We start from the raw sequence: 17,442 nt of genomic DNA, 5'->3' as shown, positions 1-17,442 counted from the left end.
CTTCCCCAATTGCGATGTGAGTTATTTATTTTAGATACGAGCGGAGCAAGTGGCCGACTTCCGCCATTCTTACCGCGCGCTGGTCGGCCGTTGTCTCACCGCTGACCAGCTCGTCTTTCAGGTGGATCTCAACCATTTCGCCCATCAGCCCGTTAGCCGCCCCGCGAATAGCCGCAATTTGCTGCAAAATAGCGATGCAGGGTTCGCCCGACTCCAGCGCCCGCTCAAGGGCTTCAACCTGACCACGGATGCGCCTGACGCGGGTCAATGCGCGTTTCTTGTCTTCGGGTGATTGCGGCATAAGAACTCCAGCTAAATAATATACCCCCCTATAGTATCAGAGTGACTACGCAGTTGCAAAATAGCGCGTGAACAACATTTTCAGGCGGAAAGTTCAGAGCAGACCGGGTGCGGATAAAACAATACGTATCATCACATTCCCGATGTCGGACACGATGCCGGTGCGCCTTTAGAATCAACGCACGCGCCGCTGGCCGTCGTAATTTTGGTGCCCGGTGCAGGCGCAGCGTGCTCAGCGGCAGCCTGATCCTCAGTGCGGGAAGCCTCGGTCCAGTTGGTTTGTGAACAGCCGGCCAGAATGAGCATAACGCCTGCAATAACGCTTTTTTTCATCACACTTCTCCATAAATCAGAGGGATAAATCGCTAATGTAGATTAAGTGTGGCGTATATTGCGCGATTTTCCAGCGAGCGTTTGAACGGCTGACGCGCATAAAAAAGCCCCGCCAATGCGGGGCCGTCAGAAGACAGAGTTATGAACGTTTTTTTGGCATCATGCGTAATAAGGTATTATCTTTCCAGACATAATGATGCATAAGCGCCGCCAGCGCATGTAGTCCCACCACCCAGTAGCCCAGCTTAGCCAGTAAAATGTGATAATCCTTAACTACGTCGACTACATCGAAGTTAGCGTCTGTGGCATAAGGCATCACCACGCCAAAGGCGATCCACGGATGACCGCGGTTATACATCATCACCAGACCGAGGATCGGCAGAATAATAAACAGTAGATAAATGATCAGATGACCCAGATGCGCCATTCCGGTCATCATCGGTTTGGGTTTAGGCAGGATGGCCGGAGTTGTGTATTTAAGCCGTAGCAGCAGTCGGGCTACCATCAGCACCAGAACCGAAATACCACACGAGACATGAACCATATTAAACCACGGTCGGGCGCTTCTTGGGGCCAGACCGCGAAATTCCATTGCACAATAGGCCACCACGACTAACAGAAAAACCAGCCAGTGAATGGCTATTTGCACGCCGGAATATTTATTACTCATCAGAGTTCCCTGTTATATCAACAACAAAACGACAACATAGCGAGGTTCGGTTAAAAATTCATTAACTTTCATTCGCGGTATGACGGTTTTTGCTGTTACGGGATCGCGCAGCCTCTTACCGTAGAGAACGACTTTTTAGCGCATCAGTCAGCAATACATCCTCTTTAAGCGTTTGCCACGCCTGCTCGATGTCGGCCGGGATCGTGACGTGGGATATAAATCCTTTGCCACGAGGACCGTACCCCCCGGCGTCATCGCGCAGGCGCGGGATTTCACCTGAAATCAGCGATAAAAAACGCTCAACTGGCCACAGCCCCTTCTCTTTGTCGACTAATGCAAGCCCGCGATCGCTGTTGTAGAGTTGCGGCACAAAACCGGGATAGCTCACCCAGCGTGGCGCTTCCATCCTCTGCCAGGCATGGGCAAACGTGGCCATCGTCCGGCGCTGCATGGTGGGATCTTGTACCACTGCGATGTCGGTAGCGGGTAATCCGGTAACCTCAATCATTTGACGGGTGAAGCGCGCATTTTCACCGCAGTTAGTCGATTTACACTCCAGCAGCACCCTTTCCGTGGGTATCTCCCAGAATTGCCGGGCGATCTGCGCCAGGATCTCTGCTTCGGTACGTCCGGTCGTGTGCACCGTGTTATAGCGCGGATGACGGGCAACCGCGGCGTACAGATAAGTGGTCGAATGGCCAATGCCACCGCTTACCAGCAGTGGGCTTGAGGTGGCTATCGCCAGTTCACAGGCCGCATCAATACTCGGGATCACCGCATTGCCAGCCAGCACTACCAGATCGATATTTCCATTAACGGGTTCACTCTGCGCCAGCCACTGGCCCAGTCGGTTAGCGGCCTCGAGCGTAGAAGCGGTCAACGAGGGAAAAATAGCTGTCATTCGCGTTACTCCTTGTCTTAACGTCGTGGAGCGTAACATGTGCTGTGCGGCATCACAGAGGATCTATCTTAAAGCCTTGGGCACAATCTTTTCTGCTTTCGCGCCGCGCTGGTCTATATTTTCATTCACTTGAATTATGAATCACACCGGTTGTACACTCGACCACCGGGTGCAAAGAGAGTGCAATAATAAGGTGGAAAAGCATTATGCGCCTGCCAGGACGTGACCCCTACGCGCCGCGCGAGTGGGCCGCTCATGAAAAACCCATGTTACTCGGCTCGCCTTCGACGCCGCTACACAGTACGCCAAAAAGGGTTGCCTACGGAATAGTGGGCCTGCTGGTCTGTTTGACCGGCGCGCTGGGCAATGCGGTGGTGACCGCTAATCTGCAAAATTTGCAGGGAACCTTTGCCGCATGGTCGACAGAAATTGCCTGGCTGCCGACGGTCTACGTGATGACCAATGTCTCCATTAACCTGCTGCTGGTGAAATTTCGCCAGCAATACGGTCTGCGTGCCTTTACTGAAGGGTTTCTGGTGCTGTATGTACTGGTTACCTTCTTTCACCTCTTCGTGAATGACTTAAGTTCAGCCCTTATGGTGCGTGCGGCGCACGGCATGGTTGCAGCCGCCTTAAGTTCCTTAGGGATTTATTATCAAATTCAGGCCTGGCCCGCGCGTCATCGTCTCAAAGCATTAACGATTGGTATTACAGGCTCCTCGCTGGCAATCCCGCTGGCACGTCTGTTCTCCAGTGATTTACTCCAGCTGGATGAGTGGCGCGGACTTTATTTTTTCGAACTGGGGCTGGCGCTGATTTCACTGGCCGCGGTGATATTACTCAAACTGCCGCCGGGCGATCGTAAAAAAGTCTTTGAGAAAAAAGATTTTCTTACGTTTATTCTGCTGGCACCCGGCATCGCCCTGCTCTGCGCGGTGCTGTCTCTCGGACGCCTGGAGTGGTGGTTTGAGACGCCGTGGATTGGCTGGGCGCTTGCCGGTGCAGTGGTATTGATTATCCCGGCCATGGTGTTTGAACATAACCGGCAGAATCCGCTACTTAACACCCGCTGGCTTTCAAGCGGCAGTATTTTACGTCTTGGACTGATTATGCTGTTGATCCGCATCGTGCTGGCAGAACAGAACACTGGCGTGATTGGCTGGCTACAGTATGTCGGGCTGCAAAACGAACAAATGACCAGCCTGGCATGGGCGATTTTCGCCGGTATCGTCTGCGGCATTATTGCCAGTTGTCTCACCATTAAACCTCAGCGGCTGGCGTGGCCTATTCTCACAGCGCTGGCGCTGATGATTGTCGCCTCCTGGCTCGACAGTCACTCCACCAGTCTTACGCGCCCGAATCAACTGCTGTTTAGTCAGTTTCTCCTCGGATTTGCCAGCGCCTTTTTCCTCGCCCCTGCCATGCTTGCCGGGATCGGCGGTGTCATTGCTGAACCACGTAATCTGGTGAGCTTCTCCGTATTATTCGGCATGAGCCAGAACATTGGCGGCCTGTTGGGATCGGCGATCCTTGGTACCTTCCAGACCTGGCGGGAGAAGTATCATTCCAGCCTGCTCGCCGATCAGTTAACGACGCTCAATCCGCTGGTTAACGAACGTCTGCAATTGTACAGCCAGATGTATAACCGGCTGATTGGCGACAGTAATTTGCTCAACGTGCAGGCCGGTCAGCTTCTACAAAATGCGTCAGCGGTTGAGGCAAATATTCTGGCTTATAACGATACTTACCTGCTAACGGCAACCATTGCCGCCGCGACGATGCTGTGGATTTTCTGGCGGCTGTTGCGCCTGCACCTTACTGCACGGATGGCCCTTAAGCGGACGACAGGAACAAAATAATGCTATTTCAGGAGAGAGTATGAGTCAGCAGGACGCCGCTAAAGAGCGAGCGAATACGCGCAGCAACGTGCGCATTGTCTCTATTTTTGCTGCCGCCGCCATCGGCATTGTCGGCGTATTAGCTATTCTCTATGCCTGGCAACTTCCGCCGTTTACGCGGCACAGCCAGTTTACCGATAACGCCTACGTTCGCGGGCAAACGACCTTTATTAGCCCGCAGGTTAACGGGTATGTCACCGCAGTCAATGTCCAGGATTTTGCCCACGTCAACGCCGGGGATGTGCTGATGCAAATTGACGATCGCATCTATCAACAGCGGGTTCATCAGGCCCAGGCGCAGCTGGATATGAAAATTGCCGCGCTTAACAATAATTTGCAGCAGCGGAAAAGCGCTGAAGCAGTGATTGCCCGCAATCAGGCCGCGCTGCAAAATGCCCGCGCTCAGAATCAGAAAAACCAGGCGGATTTGCGGCGGGTGAAAGAGCTAACCGCCGATGGCTCCCTGTCGGTTCGCGAGCGGGACGCCGCGCTCGCCAGTGCGGCCCAGGGTAATGCAGATATTGCCCAGTCGCAGGCCACTCTGGAGATGTCCCGCCAGGATCTGCAAACCACGATTGTTAATCGTGCGTCGCTGCAAGCCGATGTCGAAAATGCCAAAGCCGCGCTCGAACTGGCGCAAATTGACCTGCAAAACACGCAAATTATTGCTCCTAAGGCGGGTCAACTTGGGCAGATTGCCGTTCGACTCGGGGCCTATGTTGCGGCGGGAACGCATCTAACATCGCTGGTACCGGCCGAGCACTGGGTGATTGCCAACGTCAAAGAGACGCAGCTGGCAGAGATCCGCACCGGGCAACCGGTACAATTCAGCGTAGATGCGCTAAACAACCGTCGTTTTCACGGTCGGGTGCAGAGTATCTCTCCGGCAACGGGCGTCGAGTTCAGCGCGATTTCACCCGACAATGCCACCGGTAACTTTGTCAAAATTGCGCAGCGTATTCCGGTGCGCATCGAAATACTCGGCCAGCCTGAGGAGATTGCCCATTTACGTCCGGGGATGTCGGTGCAGGTGACAATTGATACCCGCGAGGAGCCGCGATGAATCGCTCTCCTCTCGCCTTGCTGCTGGCATCACTGTTACTCACCGCCTGCCAGTCGGCTGACATTCAACCCGCGCAGCCGTCGCTACAGATCCCGGCAGAGTGGCGACAGAGTGTCGGTCCGGCAAGTCCGGTCGAGGGCGTCTGGTGGCGCGCTTTTCATGATGGCATGCTGAACCGCTATGTCGATCGGGCGCTGCAATACAACACCGATATTTTGATTGCCCGCGAGCGCGTAAATGAGTATCAGGCGCGAGTCTATGCCGCGCAGGGCAGTTTGTTCCCGACGCTGGATGCAGGACTTAACGGTACGCGGGCACGATCGCAATCGGCTGCCACCGGCCAGCCGGTTTATGGCAGTTTGTATAAAGGCACGCTCACCGCCAGCTATGATGTGGATATCTGGGGGGCGAATCGCCGCACCGCCGACGCCGCTGAAGCCGGTCTGGAAGCCCAAAAAGCCGCCGCGGCAGCGGCAGATTTAACTATCGCGGCTTCGGTGGCTGGTGGCTACATCACCCTGCTTTCGCTTGATGAGCAATTAAACGTGACCCGGGCCACGCTCACCGCGCGAGAAGCCTCTTTTCGCCTCGCACAACGTCAGTTTGAAACCGGCTACAGCTCTCGTCTGGAGTTGATGCAGGCCGATTCTGAACTGCGGGCAACCCGGGCGCAACTACCGCAGCTTCAGCATCAGATAAGCGAGCAGGAGAATGCGCTTAGCCTGCTGTTGGGTGAGAACCCGCAGGCCGTGGGGCGCGGCGGCGTATTCGGGCAGCTCACGCCATTAACACTGCCGTCGCAACTGCCTTCCACTCTCCTGAACCGACGTCCCGATATTGTTCAGGCACAGCGGGAGCTGATTGCTGCTGACGCCACGTTAGCATCAGCTCGCGCGCAGCTGCTGCCGTCGATTAACTTCATGGCAACCGGTTCGGTACAGGATCGGACGTTGCCGGGCCTGCTGGATAATCCGCTTCAGCTCTGGAGCATTGGCGGCAGTATTCTCGCCCCGCTGCTTAATCGTCAGGCGCTGAATGCTCAGGTCGATGTGTCCATGTCGCAGCGTAATCAGGCGCTATACCGTTATGAAAGTACCGTGCGTAACGCATTCAGGGAGGTTAACGATAGTCTGGATGCGATTCGCCGTTTACAAGAACAGCTTCAGGCGCTGGAGGGCCAGGAGACGGTGGCGCGGGAAACCTTACGCATCGCGCAAAATCGCTATCGCAATGGCTATTCGTCCTATCTGGATGAGCTGGACGCACAGCGCACGCTGTTTTCTACTCAGCTGAATGTCGTACAGGTGAAGAATAGTGTGTTGCAGGCGCAAATTGACTTGTACCGCGCGCTGGGCGGCGGATGGCGTGATGCAGCCCGCTAAACCGGGCTGCATCACAGTATCGCCTCAGGCGCTAATCTGCTCCATCGCCTGTAAAATACGCTTATCAGAAATCGGATACGGCGTGCCCAGCTGCTGGGCGAAGTAGCTAACGCGCAACTCTTCGATCATCCAGCGGATCTCTCTTACATCGTCATCTTCCCGGCGGGCAGGCGGCAGCTTATTTAACCACTGCTGCCACGCCTGCTGAACGTGTTCAACTTTCAGCATTTGCGCCCGGTCGCGATGCGGATCGACCGCGAGTTTTTCCAGCCGTTTCTCAATCGCCTGCAAATACCGTAACGTGTCCCCCAGACGGTTGAAACCGTTGCCGGTGACAAAGCCGCGATAGACCAGGCCGTTCATCTGCGCCTTTATGTCCGACAGGCCAAGCGCCATGGTCATATCCACCCGCCCTTTCAGCCGTTTATTAATGGTAAATACCGCGGTCAGGATCTGTTCCACCTGCCTGGCAATTTCCACCACCGTGTCGTTCAGTTCAGCCCGCACCTTTTCATGCAGGGCGGCAAAACCCGCTTCGGTCCACACCGGGCCACCGGCTTCATGGATCAGCTTATCAACGCCGCAGGAAATGCAGTCATCGATAAGATCGAGGACTTTGCCGTACGGGTTGAAATACAGCCCCAGCTTGGCCTTGTTGGGCAACTTTTCATGCAGATATTTCACCGGCGACGGGATGTTGAGCAGCAGTAAGCGTCGCAATCCGCGCCACATCGCCTGTTGCTGCTCCAGCGGGTTATCAAACAGCCTGATGGCAACACTGTCGCGCTCATCCACCAGCGCAGGCCACGCTTTCACTTTATAGTTGCCACGTTTCTGCTCATAACTTTCTGCCAGCGTGCCGAAGCTCCAGATGTGCAGCCCGCTTTGCTCAATACCATCGTCTGCCACCGCAGACAGCGTTTCCTGGACTTTCCCTTTTAGGCTCTCTTTCAGCGCATTCAGCGAGCGACCTTCCAGCAGCTTTTTATTTTTATCATCCACCACGCGCCAGGTAATCTTCAGGTGATCGGGCACCTGATCCCAGTGCCAGTCTTCGCGATCAATGGTGTTCCCGGTCATCCGTCGCAGTTCGCGCTCGAGTGCCTCCAGCAGCGGCAGTTCCAGCGGCGTCACGCGGCCTAAAAAGGCCTCGGCATAATTAGGTGCAGGGACAAAGTTGCGGCGTACCGGCTTGGGCAGGGATTTGATAAGCGCAATAACCAGCTCTCGGCGCAGACCAGGAATTTGCCATTCAAACCCCGCTTCTTCCACCTGATTAAGCAGCGGCAGCGGAATATGCACGGTAACGCCGTCGGCATCTGCCCCCGGCTCAAACTGGTAGCTCAGGCGTAGCTTAAGTGCGCCCTGATACCAGAAGTTCGGGTAATCCAGCTTGCTGATTGACTCTGCACCGGCTTTGATCAGCATACTTTTTTCAAAGTTAAGCAGATCCGGCGTTTCCCGGCTGACCGTCTTCCACCAGCTATCAAAATGGCGGGCAGAGATAACATCAACGCCAATACGCTGGTCGTAAAATTCAAACAGCGTTTCGTCGTCCACCAGAATGTCGCGGCGGCGGGATTTATGCTCCAGCTCCTCGACTTCGCTGCGTAATTTCAGATTCTCGCGAAAAAACGCGTGACGCGTTTGCCAGTCGCCTTCGACCAGCGCGTGACGGATAAACAGCTCGCGACATAACGCCGGATCGATCTGGCTGTAGTTTACTTTTCGGGCGGCTACCACCGGCAGGCCGTAGACGGTGACTTTTTCTGTCGCCATTACTGCCCCCTGGGCCCGCTCCCAATGGGGTTCACTGTACGACCGTTTTAGCAGATGCTGTGCGACCGGCTCCACCCACTCCGGATCGATGCGGGCGGCGATACGGCCCCACAGACGACTGGTTTCAACCAGCTCGGCCACCATTGTCCACTTCGGCGGTTTCTTGAATAAACCCGACCCCGGGAAGATGGCGAACCTGGCGTTGCGCGCGCCGGTAAACTCTTGTTTATCGGCATCTTTCATGCCGATATGCGACAGTAGCCCGGTCAGTAATGCAATGTGAACTTCACGGTATTCAGCCGGTTCGCTGTTGACCGGAATGCCCAGTTCTTTTACCACCTGGCGAAGCTGGGTATAAATATCCTGCCACTCGCGCACCCGCAGGTAGTTGAGGAAATCGGTACGGCACTGGCGACGGAACGCATTCGACGACAGCGCTTTTTGCTGTTCGCCGAGGTAGTTCCACAGATTGACAAACGCCTGAAAATCAGACTCTTTGTCATGGAAGCGACGATGCTTCTCGTCCGAGGCCTGCTGTTTGTCCATCGGGCGCTCACGCGGGTCCTGAATCGACAGCGCGGAGGTAATGATCATTGCTTCGCGCACGCAGCCATGTTTCTGCGCTTCCAGCACCATGCGCGCCAGACGGGGATCAACCGGCAGTTGCGAGAGCTGGCGGCCCATCGACGTCAGTTTATAGCTCGTCTGATCGGCATCCATGGTGATGGCGCTCAGTTCTTCCAGCAGGCGTACGCCATCCTGAATATTGCGCTTGTCAGGGGCTTCCACAAACGGGAATGCGGCAATATCGCCGAGGCCCAGCGCCGTCATCTGCAAAATAACCGATGCCAGGTTGGTCCGCAGGATTTCCGGGTCGGTAAATTCCGGGCGCGACAGGAAATCGTCCTCCGAATAGAGCCGGATGCAGATCCCCTCAGACACACGTCCACAGCGTCCTTTACGCTGGTTAGCCGAGGCCTGTGACACCGGCTCTATCGGCAGGCGCTGAACTTTGGTGCGGAAACTGTAGCGGCTTATACGCGCCGTACCCGGATCGATCACGTATTTGATGCCCGGTACGGTCAGCGAGGTTTCCGCCACGTTGGTCGCCAGCACAATACGCCGTCCGCTGTGCGACTGAAACACACGGTTTTGCTCACTGTTCGACAGGCGGGCATACAGCGGCAGGACTTCGGTATGGCGCAGATTAAGCTTATTCAGCGCATCGGCGGTGTCCCGGATTTCTCGTTCACCGCTCATAAAGATCAGAATATCACCGGCACTTTCGCGTCCAAGTTCGTCAACCGCATCGAAAATAGCCTGGAGCTGATCGCGTTCACTATCGTCAGCCTCTTCAACCATAGGGCGGTAGCGTACTTCCACCGGATACGTACGCCCGGACACTTCAATAATCGGGGCATTATTGAAGTGACGGGAAAAACGCTCGGGATCGATGGTTGCCGACGTAATAATGATTTTTAAATCCGGACGCCTCGGCAGCAGCTCGCGCAGGTAGCCGAGCAAGAAGTCGATATTCAGGCTGCGTTCGTGGGCTTCATCAATAATGATGGTGTCATACTGCATCAGCAGCCTGTCCTGCTGTATTTCAGCCAGCAGAATACCGTCGGTCATCAGCTTGACCATGGTATTATCACTCACATGATCGCTGAAACGCACCTTGTACCCGACGCAGCCGCCCGGTTCGGTTTGCAGTTCCTCCGCAATGCGGTTAGCAACGGTGCGTGCCGCCAGCCTGCGGGGCTGAGTATGGCCGATCAGACCTTTGATGCCGCGCCCCAGCTCCATACAAATTTTAGGTAACTGGGTAGTTTTGCCTGAACCGGTTTCCCCGGCAACAATTACCACCTGGTGATCGCGCACTGCTTCCAGAATGGCCTGTTTTTTCTGGCTAACAGGCAGGTTTTCCGGATAGGTAATCGCCGGACGAGCCGCAACGCGCAGGGCAACTTTCGCTGCTGCCTGCCCGATTTCTGCGGCAAGCGTCGTCAGGATCCCCTGTTGAGCATCAGGATTTTTAACTTTCTTCACACCGTGAAGACGTTTAGCGAAGCGCTGTTTATCGCGCAGCATCAGCTCGTCAAGCTGCTGATGCAGATGCGCAGGAGTCAATTTCTGTTGTTCTGTCATCGTGTTATCGGGCGATTAAATGCCATAGAAAAATAAACTTTTATGTTGGCTATAGCGTAACACACTGGCGGTATAGCCGCCTTATTCAAAAAAATCGAATATAGGATTCGATATATTGCGCTATCACTGCGGCGCATTTGTGAATAAAGTGTCAATAAGTCACGGGCCACCCCGTAAACACAGAAAAGGAAACACCCATGAGCAAAGTACTGATTCTTAAATCGAGCATTCTGGCAGGGTATTCACAGTCTGGTCAGCTGTCTGACTATTTCGTCGATCAATGGCAGGCAAAGCATCCGGGTGATGAGATTACCGTCCGCGATCTGGCAGCCAACCCGGTTCCGGTACTGGACGGTGAACTGGTCGGCGCAATGCGCCCTGGCGATGCCCCGTTGACGCCGCGCCAGCAGGACGCGCTGGCACTGTCAGACGAGCTGATTGCCGAATTGCAGGCTCATGATGTGATTGTGATTAATGCGCCGATGTATAACTTCAACATCCCAACGCAGCTGAAAAACTACTTTGACCTGGTAGCGCGCGCCGGGGTGACGTTCCGTTACACCGAGAAAGGTCCGGAAGGTCTGGTCACCGGTAAACGTGCGGTGATCCTCACCAGCCGCGGCGGTATCCATAAAGATACCCCAACCGATCTGGTGGCGCCTTACCTGACGCTGTTCCTGGGCTTTATCGGCATTACCGACGTCAATTTCGTCTTTGCCGAAGGTATTGCCTACGGCCCGGACGTGGCTGCGCAGGCGCAAACTGACGCCAAAGCGGCCATTGATAGCCTGGTTGCCGCATAAATGTTCAGCCCTCCCGCACCGGGAGGGCGGATCCGACTTACTCCTGCCGGTCCACAGTTTCAAACACGATACTCGCCAGGCACTCCGGACGCTTCTCTGCAAAGCCAAACGCCAGCGACCATTGATTAGAGGTTGTGCGGTATCCAGTTTCTTCTTCCCGCGAATGCCCGTGCGGCACCTGGCTTAACGTCAATCCGCCATAATGCTGTTTCACCTCATTTAGCGTGATGCAACCTGTACCCTCGATGTTAAGCACCATAAAACTGTCATGCGGCGGTGCAGCGCGAACCCGCAAATCAATGTTACCCATCCGTACCGTGTCGCCCGTCGCCGGGCCGCTGCCCTGATAAAATAAAAAATAGTCGTTTCTGGTGTTCAGCGTCAGGGAGGTGTTGAGATCGCGCCCCACGCTTGCTGGCGTCATTGTTGCCTGACTGCGCAACCTATCCACCGCCTGCCAGACATTGTGGCTTCCGCGCTCCGCCAGCACCATGGACGACAGGCCGCTTAACAGCAGAAGCAACATTGCGTTATAAAAAACGCTCACCTTATCTCCTTATTAATTAAGTGCGGGCCGTCAGAACAGGGTCGCAAGCGCGATCAGCCACAGCACCCATGCCAGCATTGTCGCCTTCAGGGTACGATGTAGCTGCCGCCGGGCACCAATTTCTCTTTCCTCGGGCGTTAAACGGCCTAATCGCTCTCGCTGCCAGATAAAGGCCAGCGCTTCTCCCGCCACCGCATTATGCTGTTCATGAATCAGCGCAAAATAGCGTTCGTCCAGCCACAGTCTCCAGCAGCCAAATGCACAATAGCCGCCGTTGATCACCAGTAAAATTTGTAGCCAGCAGTGAGGCAAAACGATAAGCGCCCACAACACCGGCAGCGCTGCCAGGGGAAGAAAAAATTTCCAGCTGGCCAGCGAGCAGCACAAAAGCGCTCTTCTTGTTACGTTGTCACTTTCAGCCGCCATTGTTTCAGCCCCTCCATCTGCACTGGGTTAATCACCGTTTGCGGGCGACAGGCCCGGATTAGACTAATCGCCTCCTCCACCGTTTGTACTCTGCCGGTCTGTAACAGCCAGGCAGCCACCACCAACGCGCTGCGCGACAATCCCAGGGCACAATGCACCAGCACCGTGCCGTGCGTGGCGCGTAAACGGTCAAGGTGATGAACTGCGCACGTTAACTGCTCATCTTCCGGTACCACCAGATCCAGCATCGGCACACAGTAATAATGGCGTTGCGCGCTGGCTGCCGCGCGCGAAAACTCACAGGTAAGATCGAGTACTGCATACTGCGCGACGGGACGGCGCGGATAACTGCCGATGAAAACGCCGTCGATAACCGGCGTCACGGCGGGTACAGTACGGGTAAACCAACGTGCCGACAGATGTGTGGCTATACGCCACGGCAGGAGCAACCACCACGCCGCAGGGGCAATGCGGCCCTGCGCATCTTTCTGCATGGCCGGCGCGCCAAAAGCCATATACCCCAGCGTCACTATCAACAGAGAAATCGCCGGCCAGCTCAACCACGGAGTCGTCATCATCACTAGCGCACCGGCAAAATAACGCAGCGCCAGTTTACGTCGTCCGGCATCCGGACGACGTATGCGCCATCTCCCCTGGTCGGGGATCAGCCAGCTAATCAGCATGCCGGTTGCCAGTCCGGTGATGACATCAATGACATGATGCTGCCAGGTGGTAACGACCGTAACGGCGATAAGTAAAAACCATGCCGCCGCTAGTTTTTGCCAGATACCGGATAAGCGTTGATAAAAATGCCAGCCGATGATCCAGCAGAGAATAATGTGCAGCGAAGGCGACTGATTAAAGGGCAGATCGAACTGCTCAAGCTGACTGAATAGCCAGCCTGCCGCGCCCTCAACCTGTGGACGCGTGAAGGTAAAGCGCAGCGGATACAGAAGAAAACCGAGGCACGCCAGCAGTGAGGCCAGTATCAGCCGACACGCCAGTCGGCGTTGTTCACTCAGCGAGCGGCAGCACAGAAGCGACAGGCCATACAGCAGATCCAGACTCCAGTAAGGAATAATACTGAGGGGGATAAAGGGAATAGCGTGCTCCCAGTCAAACACCAGACTGCCGACATCGCTACGGCCTGCGGTATACAGGTTAACCTGCCCGTATGTCAGAAAGAAAAATGGCCCCAGCAGAAGCAGCCATCCCATCCCCTGCAGCAGGATCTTGCGCTGCGCGGCAATCATCCCCGACGTACAGCCAGCGAGACGGTGAATATTCCCCAGCGGTCGATAAGCTGCGCGCATTTATCAAAGCCGGCTTCCTGCACCAGGGCATCCATTTCGCCCTGGGTACGCACCCGCATCACCCATGCTTTACCGTCTTTATGACTGGTTAGCGACCAGGCGATGGTTTTTAACTGTGGATGCCACGGTTGTCCGGTATAAATCAGCAGGCCGCCGGGAGCAATCGCCGCCGCCAGTCCGGCAAGCGATGCGCTGGCCAGCGCATTTTCAGGAAACAATTCATACAGGCCAGAGACGATACCTAACGTTGGCGCAGGCTCCAGCGCCGCCAGCTCGTCACGGTTAAAGGCATCGCCGCGCTCAAAGCGGGCCACGTTTGTCATCCCGCGTTCGGCGATCATTTGCTGGCCTTTAGTGACATTCAGCTCGCTGTAATCCCGCAGCAAAATGCTATTAACATCGGTATTTCCCGTTAATGCATCCAGTACATAGCGGCCATGCCCGGCGGCGATATCGACGATATGGACCGGCTTGCCGTCGGCCACCAGCCGACTGACCGCCTGGCGGATAAGCGTATCAAGATGCTGTTTGCGCTGACGGATGCCCTGCCAGCCGACGCTATTAAGATAGTTTTTGTCAATCACTCGACCCAGTGCGCTGCTGCCCTGCGGCTGATTGCGGTAGACGTAATCCAGGGTACTGCCCGAGTCAAAACCCGTTTCAAACCCCAGTCTGACGCCGCTGGACTGAGTACCGAGCGCTTTCATGCCGTAGCGCAGTGCGCGATAGGCTAAATCATCAACCGAGTACGGTTCCGGGCCGCCGCTGAGAATACGCCAGCGATCTGCCCCCGGGCTGTGAGTGTCTTCCTCAGCATAATTAAACGTCGCCAGCGGTCTGGCATACAGGCGCTCAATAAAGGCGCGCATTTTGTCAAACGCCAGGTGCCGGTCCTGCTCACCCAGCGTATCGTGATAAAACCCCGGCAGGATGTGCAACTCTTTACCCGGACCGCGCAGGCGCTGGTAAAACTCCAGCTGCGGCTTGCGGTGAACCACAAAATCTGCGCCGGAGACCAGCATCTGTGTCGGGACCACAATAGCCGCCGCGTCACTGACAATCCGCTCTGAGGTTTGATACAGCTCAAGCAGGATGTTAACAGCGATGGCACGGGTAATCAGCGGGTCGTGATTAAAGCTTTCAACCCGGGCCGGATCGTGCGTCAGGTATTTACCTTTAACGTAAGAGTTAACGTAAAACAGGCCGCGTACGCGCTGCATCAGGCGTAAGCCTGGCCGGGCAAACGGCACATACAGTTTGACCTTAAATGCCGGTGACGCGAGGATCAAACCGCGAAGCACCGGGGCGTAATCATGGACCCACGTGGCAGCCAGCACCGCACCGACGCTTTGTGCCACCACCACGACATCACCCAGCGTCAGCTGGCTGTCGGCGGCGGCAAAGCGCACAAACTCATCGACATCCAGAACCGAGCGCGCCAGCGACGGGCTGTAGCCACGTGCCCCTTCCGTACGCCCGTGCCCCCGCGCATCCCACGCGTAGAACGCGGTATCCGGCATCATTAACTCATCAACAATATGCTGTAAGCGCCCGGAGTGTTCATGCCCGCGATGAAACAAAACGATAACTTTACCCACTGGCGTGTCGCCCTGGGCAGGCCAGTGACGATAAAACAGCGCCTGGTTATCGCTGGTCAGAAAGGTTTTTTCTTCAGGCGTTCGGCTGTTGATGGTCATGCGCTTCTGATCCCTGTGAATGTGGTTGTAAGTGCAGTAATCCCTGCAATAACGCGTCCATAAAAATAGCTTTATCCGCATGGGGCGTTATTGCTTCCCCAACGAATACGTCGATAAAGAGCGGCAGCGGAATACGATTCCCCTTTGCCATGACTTTTTCTGTTCCCGCAAGCCATACCGGAATGATTGTCGTTTCCGGCACCCGCTGAAGCAGATGCCAGATCCCGGATTTAAGCGGGGACAGTACTCCCGGCTCACCGCGGGAGCCTTCCGGGAAGAGGATCAAAATTTTGTTCTGACGCAGCGCCTGTTCGCAGCCAGCAAGCGGATCGGAATCTTCACCATTGCGGGTGACGGGAATAATGTTAAGGATATTTAAGGTGAACCACGCCAGCCAGCGATTACGTAAAAAATAATCGGCGGCGGCCACCGGATGCACTTGTTGCTGGGTGCGTAAAGAAAACAGCGACAGCAGGGCAAAAACGTCCATATGACTGTTGTGATTCGCCACCACAATTGCCGGACCGTGTTCAGGGATCAGATGACGATGCTTTATCCGCAGTCCCAGCCAGAGCCAGATTACCGGCCAGACAATGGTCATGGTAAATAACAGGCGAAGCGCTTTTTTAACCATAAGCTTAATAATAAAAATAGTGAATGAAGTGGAAAAATACCGGCGCGGTGAAAATCAGGGAGTCCAGGCGGTCAAGAATTCCGCCGTGTCCGGGCAGCAGCGTCCCGCTGTCTTTCACGCCGATGTCACGTTTGACGGCAGACATTACAATATCGCCGCAAAAGCCGGTTATGCCAATGATAAGTCCGGCGAGCAGCGCCATGCTCCAGGTCATTGGCGTGATCAGCGGACCAAGGACCAGCCCAGCCAACGCAGTGCTGCCCACGCCGCCGACCAGTCCGGCGAGGGTTTTATTCGGACTTACCTGCGGGGTGACTTTGACCCGGCCTATCGATTTGCCCCACAGATATTGTGCGATGTCGTTAAATTCGGTCAGCCCGACCAGAAACAATACCAGCAACGCACCGGTTTGCCGGGCGTCGTTCGGCAACACCAGTAAATAGCCCACGTGACCAAAGGCAAACACGGTGGTCATTATTGCCCAGTGATGCTGTGAGGCCGTGCGCAGGAAGCTGGTGGTATTACCGGTCAGCACCATACGGGCAGGTAAAAACAGGAACGCATAGACCGGAATAAAAATGATAAACATGCCGTACCAGTTACAGCCAATCAATACGTAGTTAATCGGAATCGCCAGGAACATCCACAGCAGCGGCATTCGATCCGAACGTCGGGACGGAATAAGGGTTAAAAACTCTTTCAGGGCCAGAAAACTTACCAGCGCAAAAAGCGTCAGCGAGAGCCAGCGCGGGCTAATCATTGCCAGGGAGAAAAACAGGATGATGATCCACCAGGTGCGGATGCGCAGCGTCAGCTCGCGCCAGTTCTTATCCGGGCGGCAAAAGACCAGCAGCACATTGACCAGCGAGGCAAAGATAAGCAGTGTGAAAATGACCGCCAGCGCGGTATGCAGGGGCGACATTACGCCTGCTCCCGCAATACTGCGCGGCAGCGATTAATCGCCGTCCAGATAAGCAGCAGCGTGGCCGCGCCCCACACCACGTTGTTCCAGCTGTTAAACTGCGGCCACAGGGCGATAATCAGACCCCATGATCCAAACACCAGCGCGCGGTCGCTTTTGCCAAACGGACCGGCATAGCTGCGGAACGTATTAATGGTTTGTGCCAGGATGCCGCAAAATTCCGTCATGACGGTGCAAAATAGCAGGGCAATTACCAGCGGAACGTAACTTTCCGGTAAAAAAAGGAACGGCAAGTACAGGGCGATATCAGACAGCACATCACCCGTTTCATTGAGGATCGCACCGAGTCGCGTTTGCTGGTGGTATTCGCGCGCCATCATACCGTCGAGGGCATTAAGCGCCATGCGGATAAATAACACGACCGGCAGGACTATAAACCAGATCGGCTCGCGCATAACGACCAGAAACCCACCGGTAAGGAGGGAAATGGCCAGCGCCAGAAGGGTAATTTGATTTGCACTAATGCCCGCAGAATGCAGGCTGCGCAGCAGCGGGCGCAATAAAGCCTGAAAACGGGGTTTAATATCGTAAAGCGTTATCATGAAACTCTCCCTGACCATGACTCA

At 55.3% G+C, this 17,442-nt stretch carries 16 protein-coding genes; 4 read left to right on the top strand and 12 right to left on the bottom strand.

What is annotated here, in order from left to right:
- Positions 1–25 precede the first annotated feature (25 nt).
- The 4 genes from AC791_RS11355 to AC791_RS11340 form a co-directional block, all read right to left on the bottom strand.
- Positions 26–301 (bottom strand): metal/formaldehyde-sensitive transcriptional repressor, encoded by a 276-nt coding sequence (locus AC791_RS11355; protein ID WP_049840545.1) that lies wholly within the window; start codon positions 299–301, stop codon positions 26–28.
- 131 nt (positions 302–432) lie between these two features.
- Positions 433–633: a hypothetical protein gene (locus tag AC791_RS11350; protein ID WP_049840544.1), complete on the bottom strand. Its 201-nt coding sequence runs from the start codon at positions 631–633 to the stop codon at positions 433–435.
- Between the two features lie 139 nt (positions 634–772).
- Entirely contained in the window at positions 773–1,303 is a 531-nt protein-coding gene (gene cybB, locus AC791_RS11345) for a cytochrome b561 (protein WP_049840543.1), read from the bottom strand.
- A gap of 115 nt (positions 1,304–1,418) precedes the next feature.
- Positions 1,419–2,204 (bottom strand): YdcF family protein, encoded by a 786-nt coding sequence (locus AC791_RS11340; RefSeq protein ID WP_049840542.1) that lies wholly within the window; start codon positions 2,202–2,204, stop codon positions 1,419–1,421.
- A 206-nt stretch (positions 2,205–2,410) separates the two neighbouring features.
- On the opposite strand from AC791_RS11340, the gene AC791_RS11335 reads away from it, so the two are divergent.
- Genes AC791_RS11335 through AC791_RS11325 form a run of 3 tightly spaced genes read left to right on the top strand, consistent with a single transcriptional unit; the run spans position 2,411 to position 6,547 of the window.
- Positions 2,411–4,063: an MFS transporter gene (locus tag AC791_RS11335; RefSeq protein WP_049840541.1), complete on the top strand. Its 1,653-nt coding sequence runs from the start codon at positions 2,411–2,413 to the stop codon at positions 4,061–4,063.
- Positions 4,064–4,082: 19 nt separating this feature from the next.
- Positions 4,083–5,165, top strand: a complete 1,083-nt coding sequence (locus tag AC791_RS11330; RefSeq protein WP_049840540.1) for an HlyD family secretion protein — start codon at positions 4,083–4,085, stop codon at positions 5,163–5,165.
- Positions 5,162–6,547, top strand: coding sequence for an efflux transporter outer membrane subunit (locus AC791_RS11325; protein ID WP_049840539.1), 1,386 nt, complete (start codon positions 5,162–5,164; stop codon positions 6,545–6,547). Before AC791_RS11330 ends, AC791_RS11325 begins: the two co-directional genes overlap by 4 nt.
- Positions 6,548–6,571: 24 nt before the next feature.
- Here AC791_RS11325 and hrpA read toward each other — a convergent pair whose 3' ends face one another.
- A complete protein-coding gene (gene hrpA, locus AC791_RS11320; RefSeq protein ID WP_049840538.1) occupies positions 6,572–10,474 on the bottom strand; it encodes an ATP-dependent RNA helicase HrpA in 3,903 nt (1,300 codons plus the stop codon).
- Between the two features lie 197 nt (positions 10,475–10,671).
- Between hrpA and azoR the strand changes: the two genes are divergently transcribed.
- Complete coding sequence (gene azoR, locus AC791_RS11315) at positions 10,672–11,277, top strand: FMN-dependent NADH-azoreductase (RefSeq protein WP_049840537.1); 606 nt, start codon at positions 10,672–10,674, stop codon at positions 11,275–11,277.
- A 37-nt stretch (positions 11,278–11,314) separates the two neighbouring features.
- Here the strand turns inward: azoR and AC791_RS11310 are convergent, their stop codons facing one another.
- Genes AC791_RS11310 through AC791_RS11280 form a run of 7 tightly spaced genes read right to left on the bottom strand, consistent with a single transcriptional unit; the run spans position 11,315 to position 17,415 of the window.
- Positions 11,315–11,824 carry a hypothetical protein gene (locus tag AC791_RS11310; RefSeq protein WP_049840536.1) on the bottom strand — a complete coding sequence of 170 codons (510 nt, stop codon included), beginning with the start codon at positions 11,822–11,824 and terminating at the stop codon, positions 11,315–11,317.
- 30 nt (positions 11,825–11,854) lie between these two features.
- Positions 11,855–12,250: a hypothetical protein gene (locus AC791_RS11305; protein ID WP_072094340.1), complete on the bottom strand. Its 396-nt coding sequence runs from the start codon at positions 12,248–12,250 to the stop codon at positions 11,855–11,857.
- A complete protein-coding gene (locus tag AC791_RS11300) occupies positions 12,226–13,503 on the bottom strand; it encodes a phosphatase PAP2/dual specificity phosphatase family protein (RefSeq protein ID WP_049840534.1) in 1,278 nt (425 codons plus the stop codon). Before AC791_RS11300 ends, AC791_RS11305 begins: the two co-directional genes overlap by 25 nt.
- Positions 13,500–15,260 carry a bifunctional alpha/beta hydrolase/class I SAM-dependent methyltransferase gene (locus AC791_RS11295; protein WP_049840533.1) on the bottom strand — a complete coding sequence of 587 codons (1,761 nt, stop codon included), beginning with the start codon at positions 15,258–15,260 and terminating at the stop codon, positions 13,500–13,502. The genes AC791_RS11300 and AC791_RS11295 overlap by 4 nt, the downstream gene beginning before the upstream one ends.
- Entirely contained in the window at positions 15,235–15,894 is a 660-nt protein-coding gene (locus tag AC791_RS11290) for a lysophospholipid acyltransferase family protein (protein WP_049840532.1), read from the bottom strand. Before AC791_RS11290 ends, AC791_RS11295 begins: the two co-directional genes overlap by 26 nt.
- Before the next feature lie 4 nt (positions 15,895–15,898).
- Positions 15,899–16,816, bottom strand: a complete 918-nt coding sequence (locus tag AC791_RS11285; RefSeq protein ID WP_049840531.1) for a phosphatidate cytidylyltransferase — start codon at positions 16,814–16,816, stop codon at positions 15,899–15,901.
- On the bottom strand, positions 16,816–17,415 hold the full coding sequence (locus AC791_RS11280) for a CDP-alcohol phosphatidyltransferase family protein (protein WP_049841609.1): 600 nt from the start codon (positions 17,413–17,415) through the stop codon (positions 16,816–16,818). Before AC791_RS11280 ends, AC791_RS11285 begins: the two co-directional genes overlap by 1 nt.
- Positions 17,416–17,442 lie beyond the last annotated feature (27 nt).

The organism is Klebsiella sp. RIT-PI-d (assembly GCF_001187865.1).
Taxonomy (GTDB): Bacteria; Pseudomonadota; Gammaproteobacteria; order Enterobacterales; family Enterobacteriaceae; genus Superficieibacter.
Note: the sequence above shows the minus strand (reverse complement) of the source record. Positions and strands in the feature narration are given on the sequence as shown.

Coding starts and splice junctions, on each gene's coding strand:
- AC791_RS11355 (WP_049840545.1), bottom strand. CDS start 301: ATGCCGCAATCACCCGAAGACAAGAAACGCGCATTGACCCGCGTCAGG.
- AC791_RS11350 (WP_049840544.1), bottom strand. CDS start 633: ATGAAAAAAAGCGTTATTGCAGGCGTTATGCTCATTCTGGCCGGCTGT.
- cybB (WP_049840543.1), bottom strand. CDS start 1,303: ATGAGTAATAAATATTCCGGCGTGCAAATAGCCATTCACTGGCTGGTT.
- AC791_RS11340 (WP_049840542.1), bottom strand. CDS start 2,204: ATGACAGCTATTTTTCCCTCGTTGACCGCTTCTACGCTCGAGGCCGCT.
- AC791_RS11335 (WP_049840541.1), top strand. CDS start 2,411: ATGCGCCTGCCAGGACGTGACCCCTACGCGCCGCGCGAGTGGGCCGCT.
- AC791_RS11330 (WP_049840540.1), top strand. CDS start 4,083: ATGAGTCAGCAGGACGCCGCTAAAGAGCGAGCGAATACGCGCAGCAAC.
- AC791_RS11325 (WP_049840539.1), top strand. CDS start 5,162: ATGAATCGCTCTCCTCTCGCCTTGCTGCTGGCATCACTGTTACTCACC.
- hrpA (WP_049840538.1), bottom strand. CDS start 10,474: ATGACAGAACAACAGAAATTGACTCCTGCGCATCTGCATCAGCAGCTT.
- azoR (WP_049840537.1), top strand. CDS start 10,672: ATGAGCAAAGTACTGATTCTTAAATCGAGCATTCTGGCAGGGTATTCA.
- AC791_RS11305 (WP_072094340.1), bottom strand. CDS start 12,250: ATGGCGGCTGAAAGTGACAACGTAACAAGAAGAGCGCTTTTGTGCTGC.
- AC791_RS11300 (WP_049840534.1), bottom strand. CDS start 13,503: ATGATTGCCGCGCAGCGCAAGATCCTGCTGCAGGGGATGGGATGGCTG.
- AC791_RS11295 (WP_049840533.1), bottom strand. CDS start 15,260: ATGACCATCAACAGCCGAACGCCTGAAGAAAAAACCTTTCTGACCAGC.
- AC791_RS11290 (WP_049840532.1), bottom strand. CDS start 15,894: ATGGTTAAAAAAGCGCTTCGCCTGTTATTTACCATGACCATTGTCTGG.
- AC791_RS11285 (WP_049840531.1), bottom strand. CDS start 16,816: ATGTCGCCCCTGCATACCGCGCTGGCGGTCATTTTCACACTGCTTATC.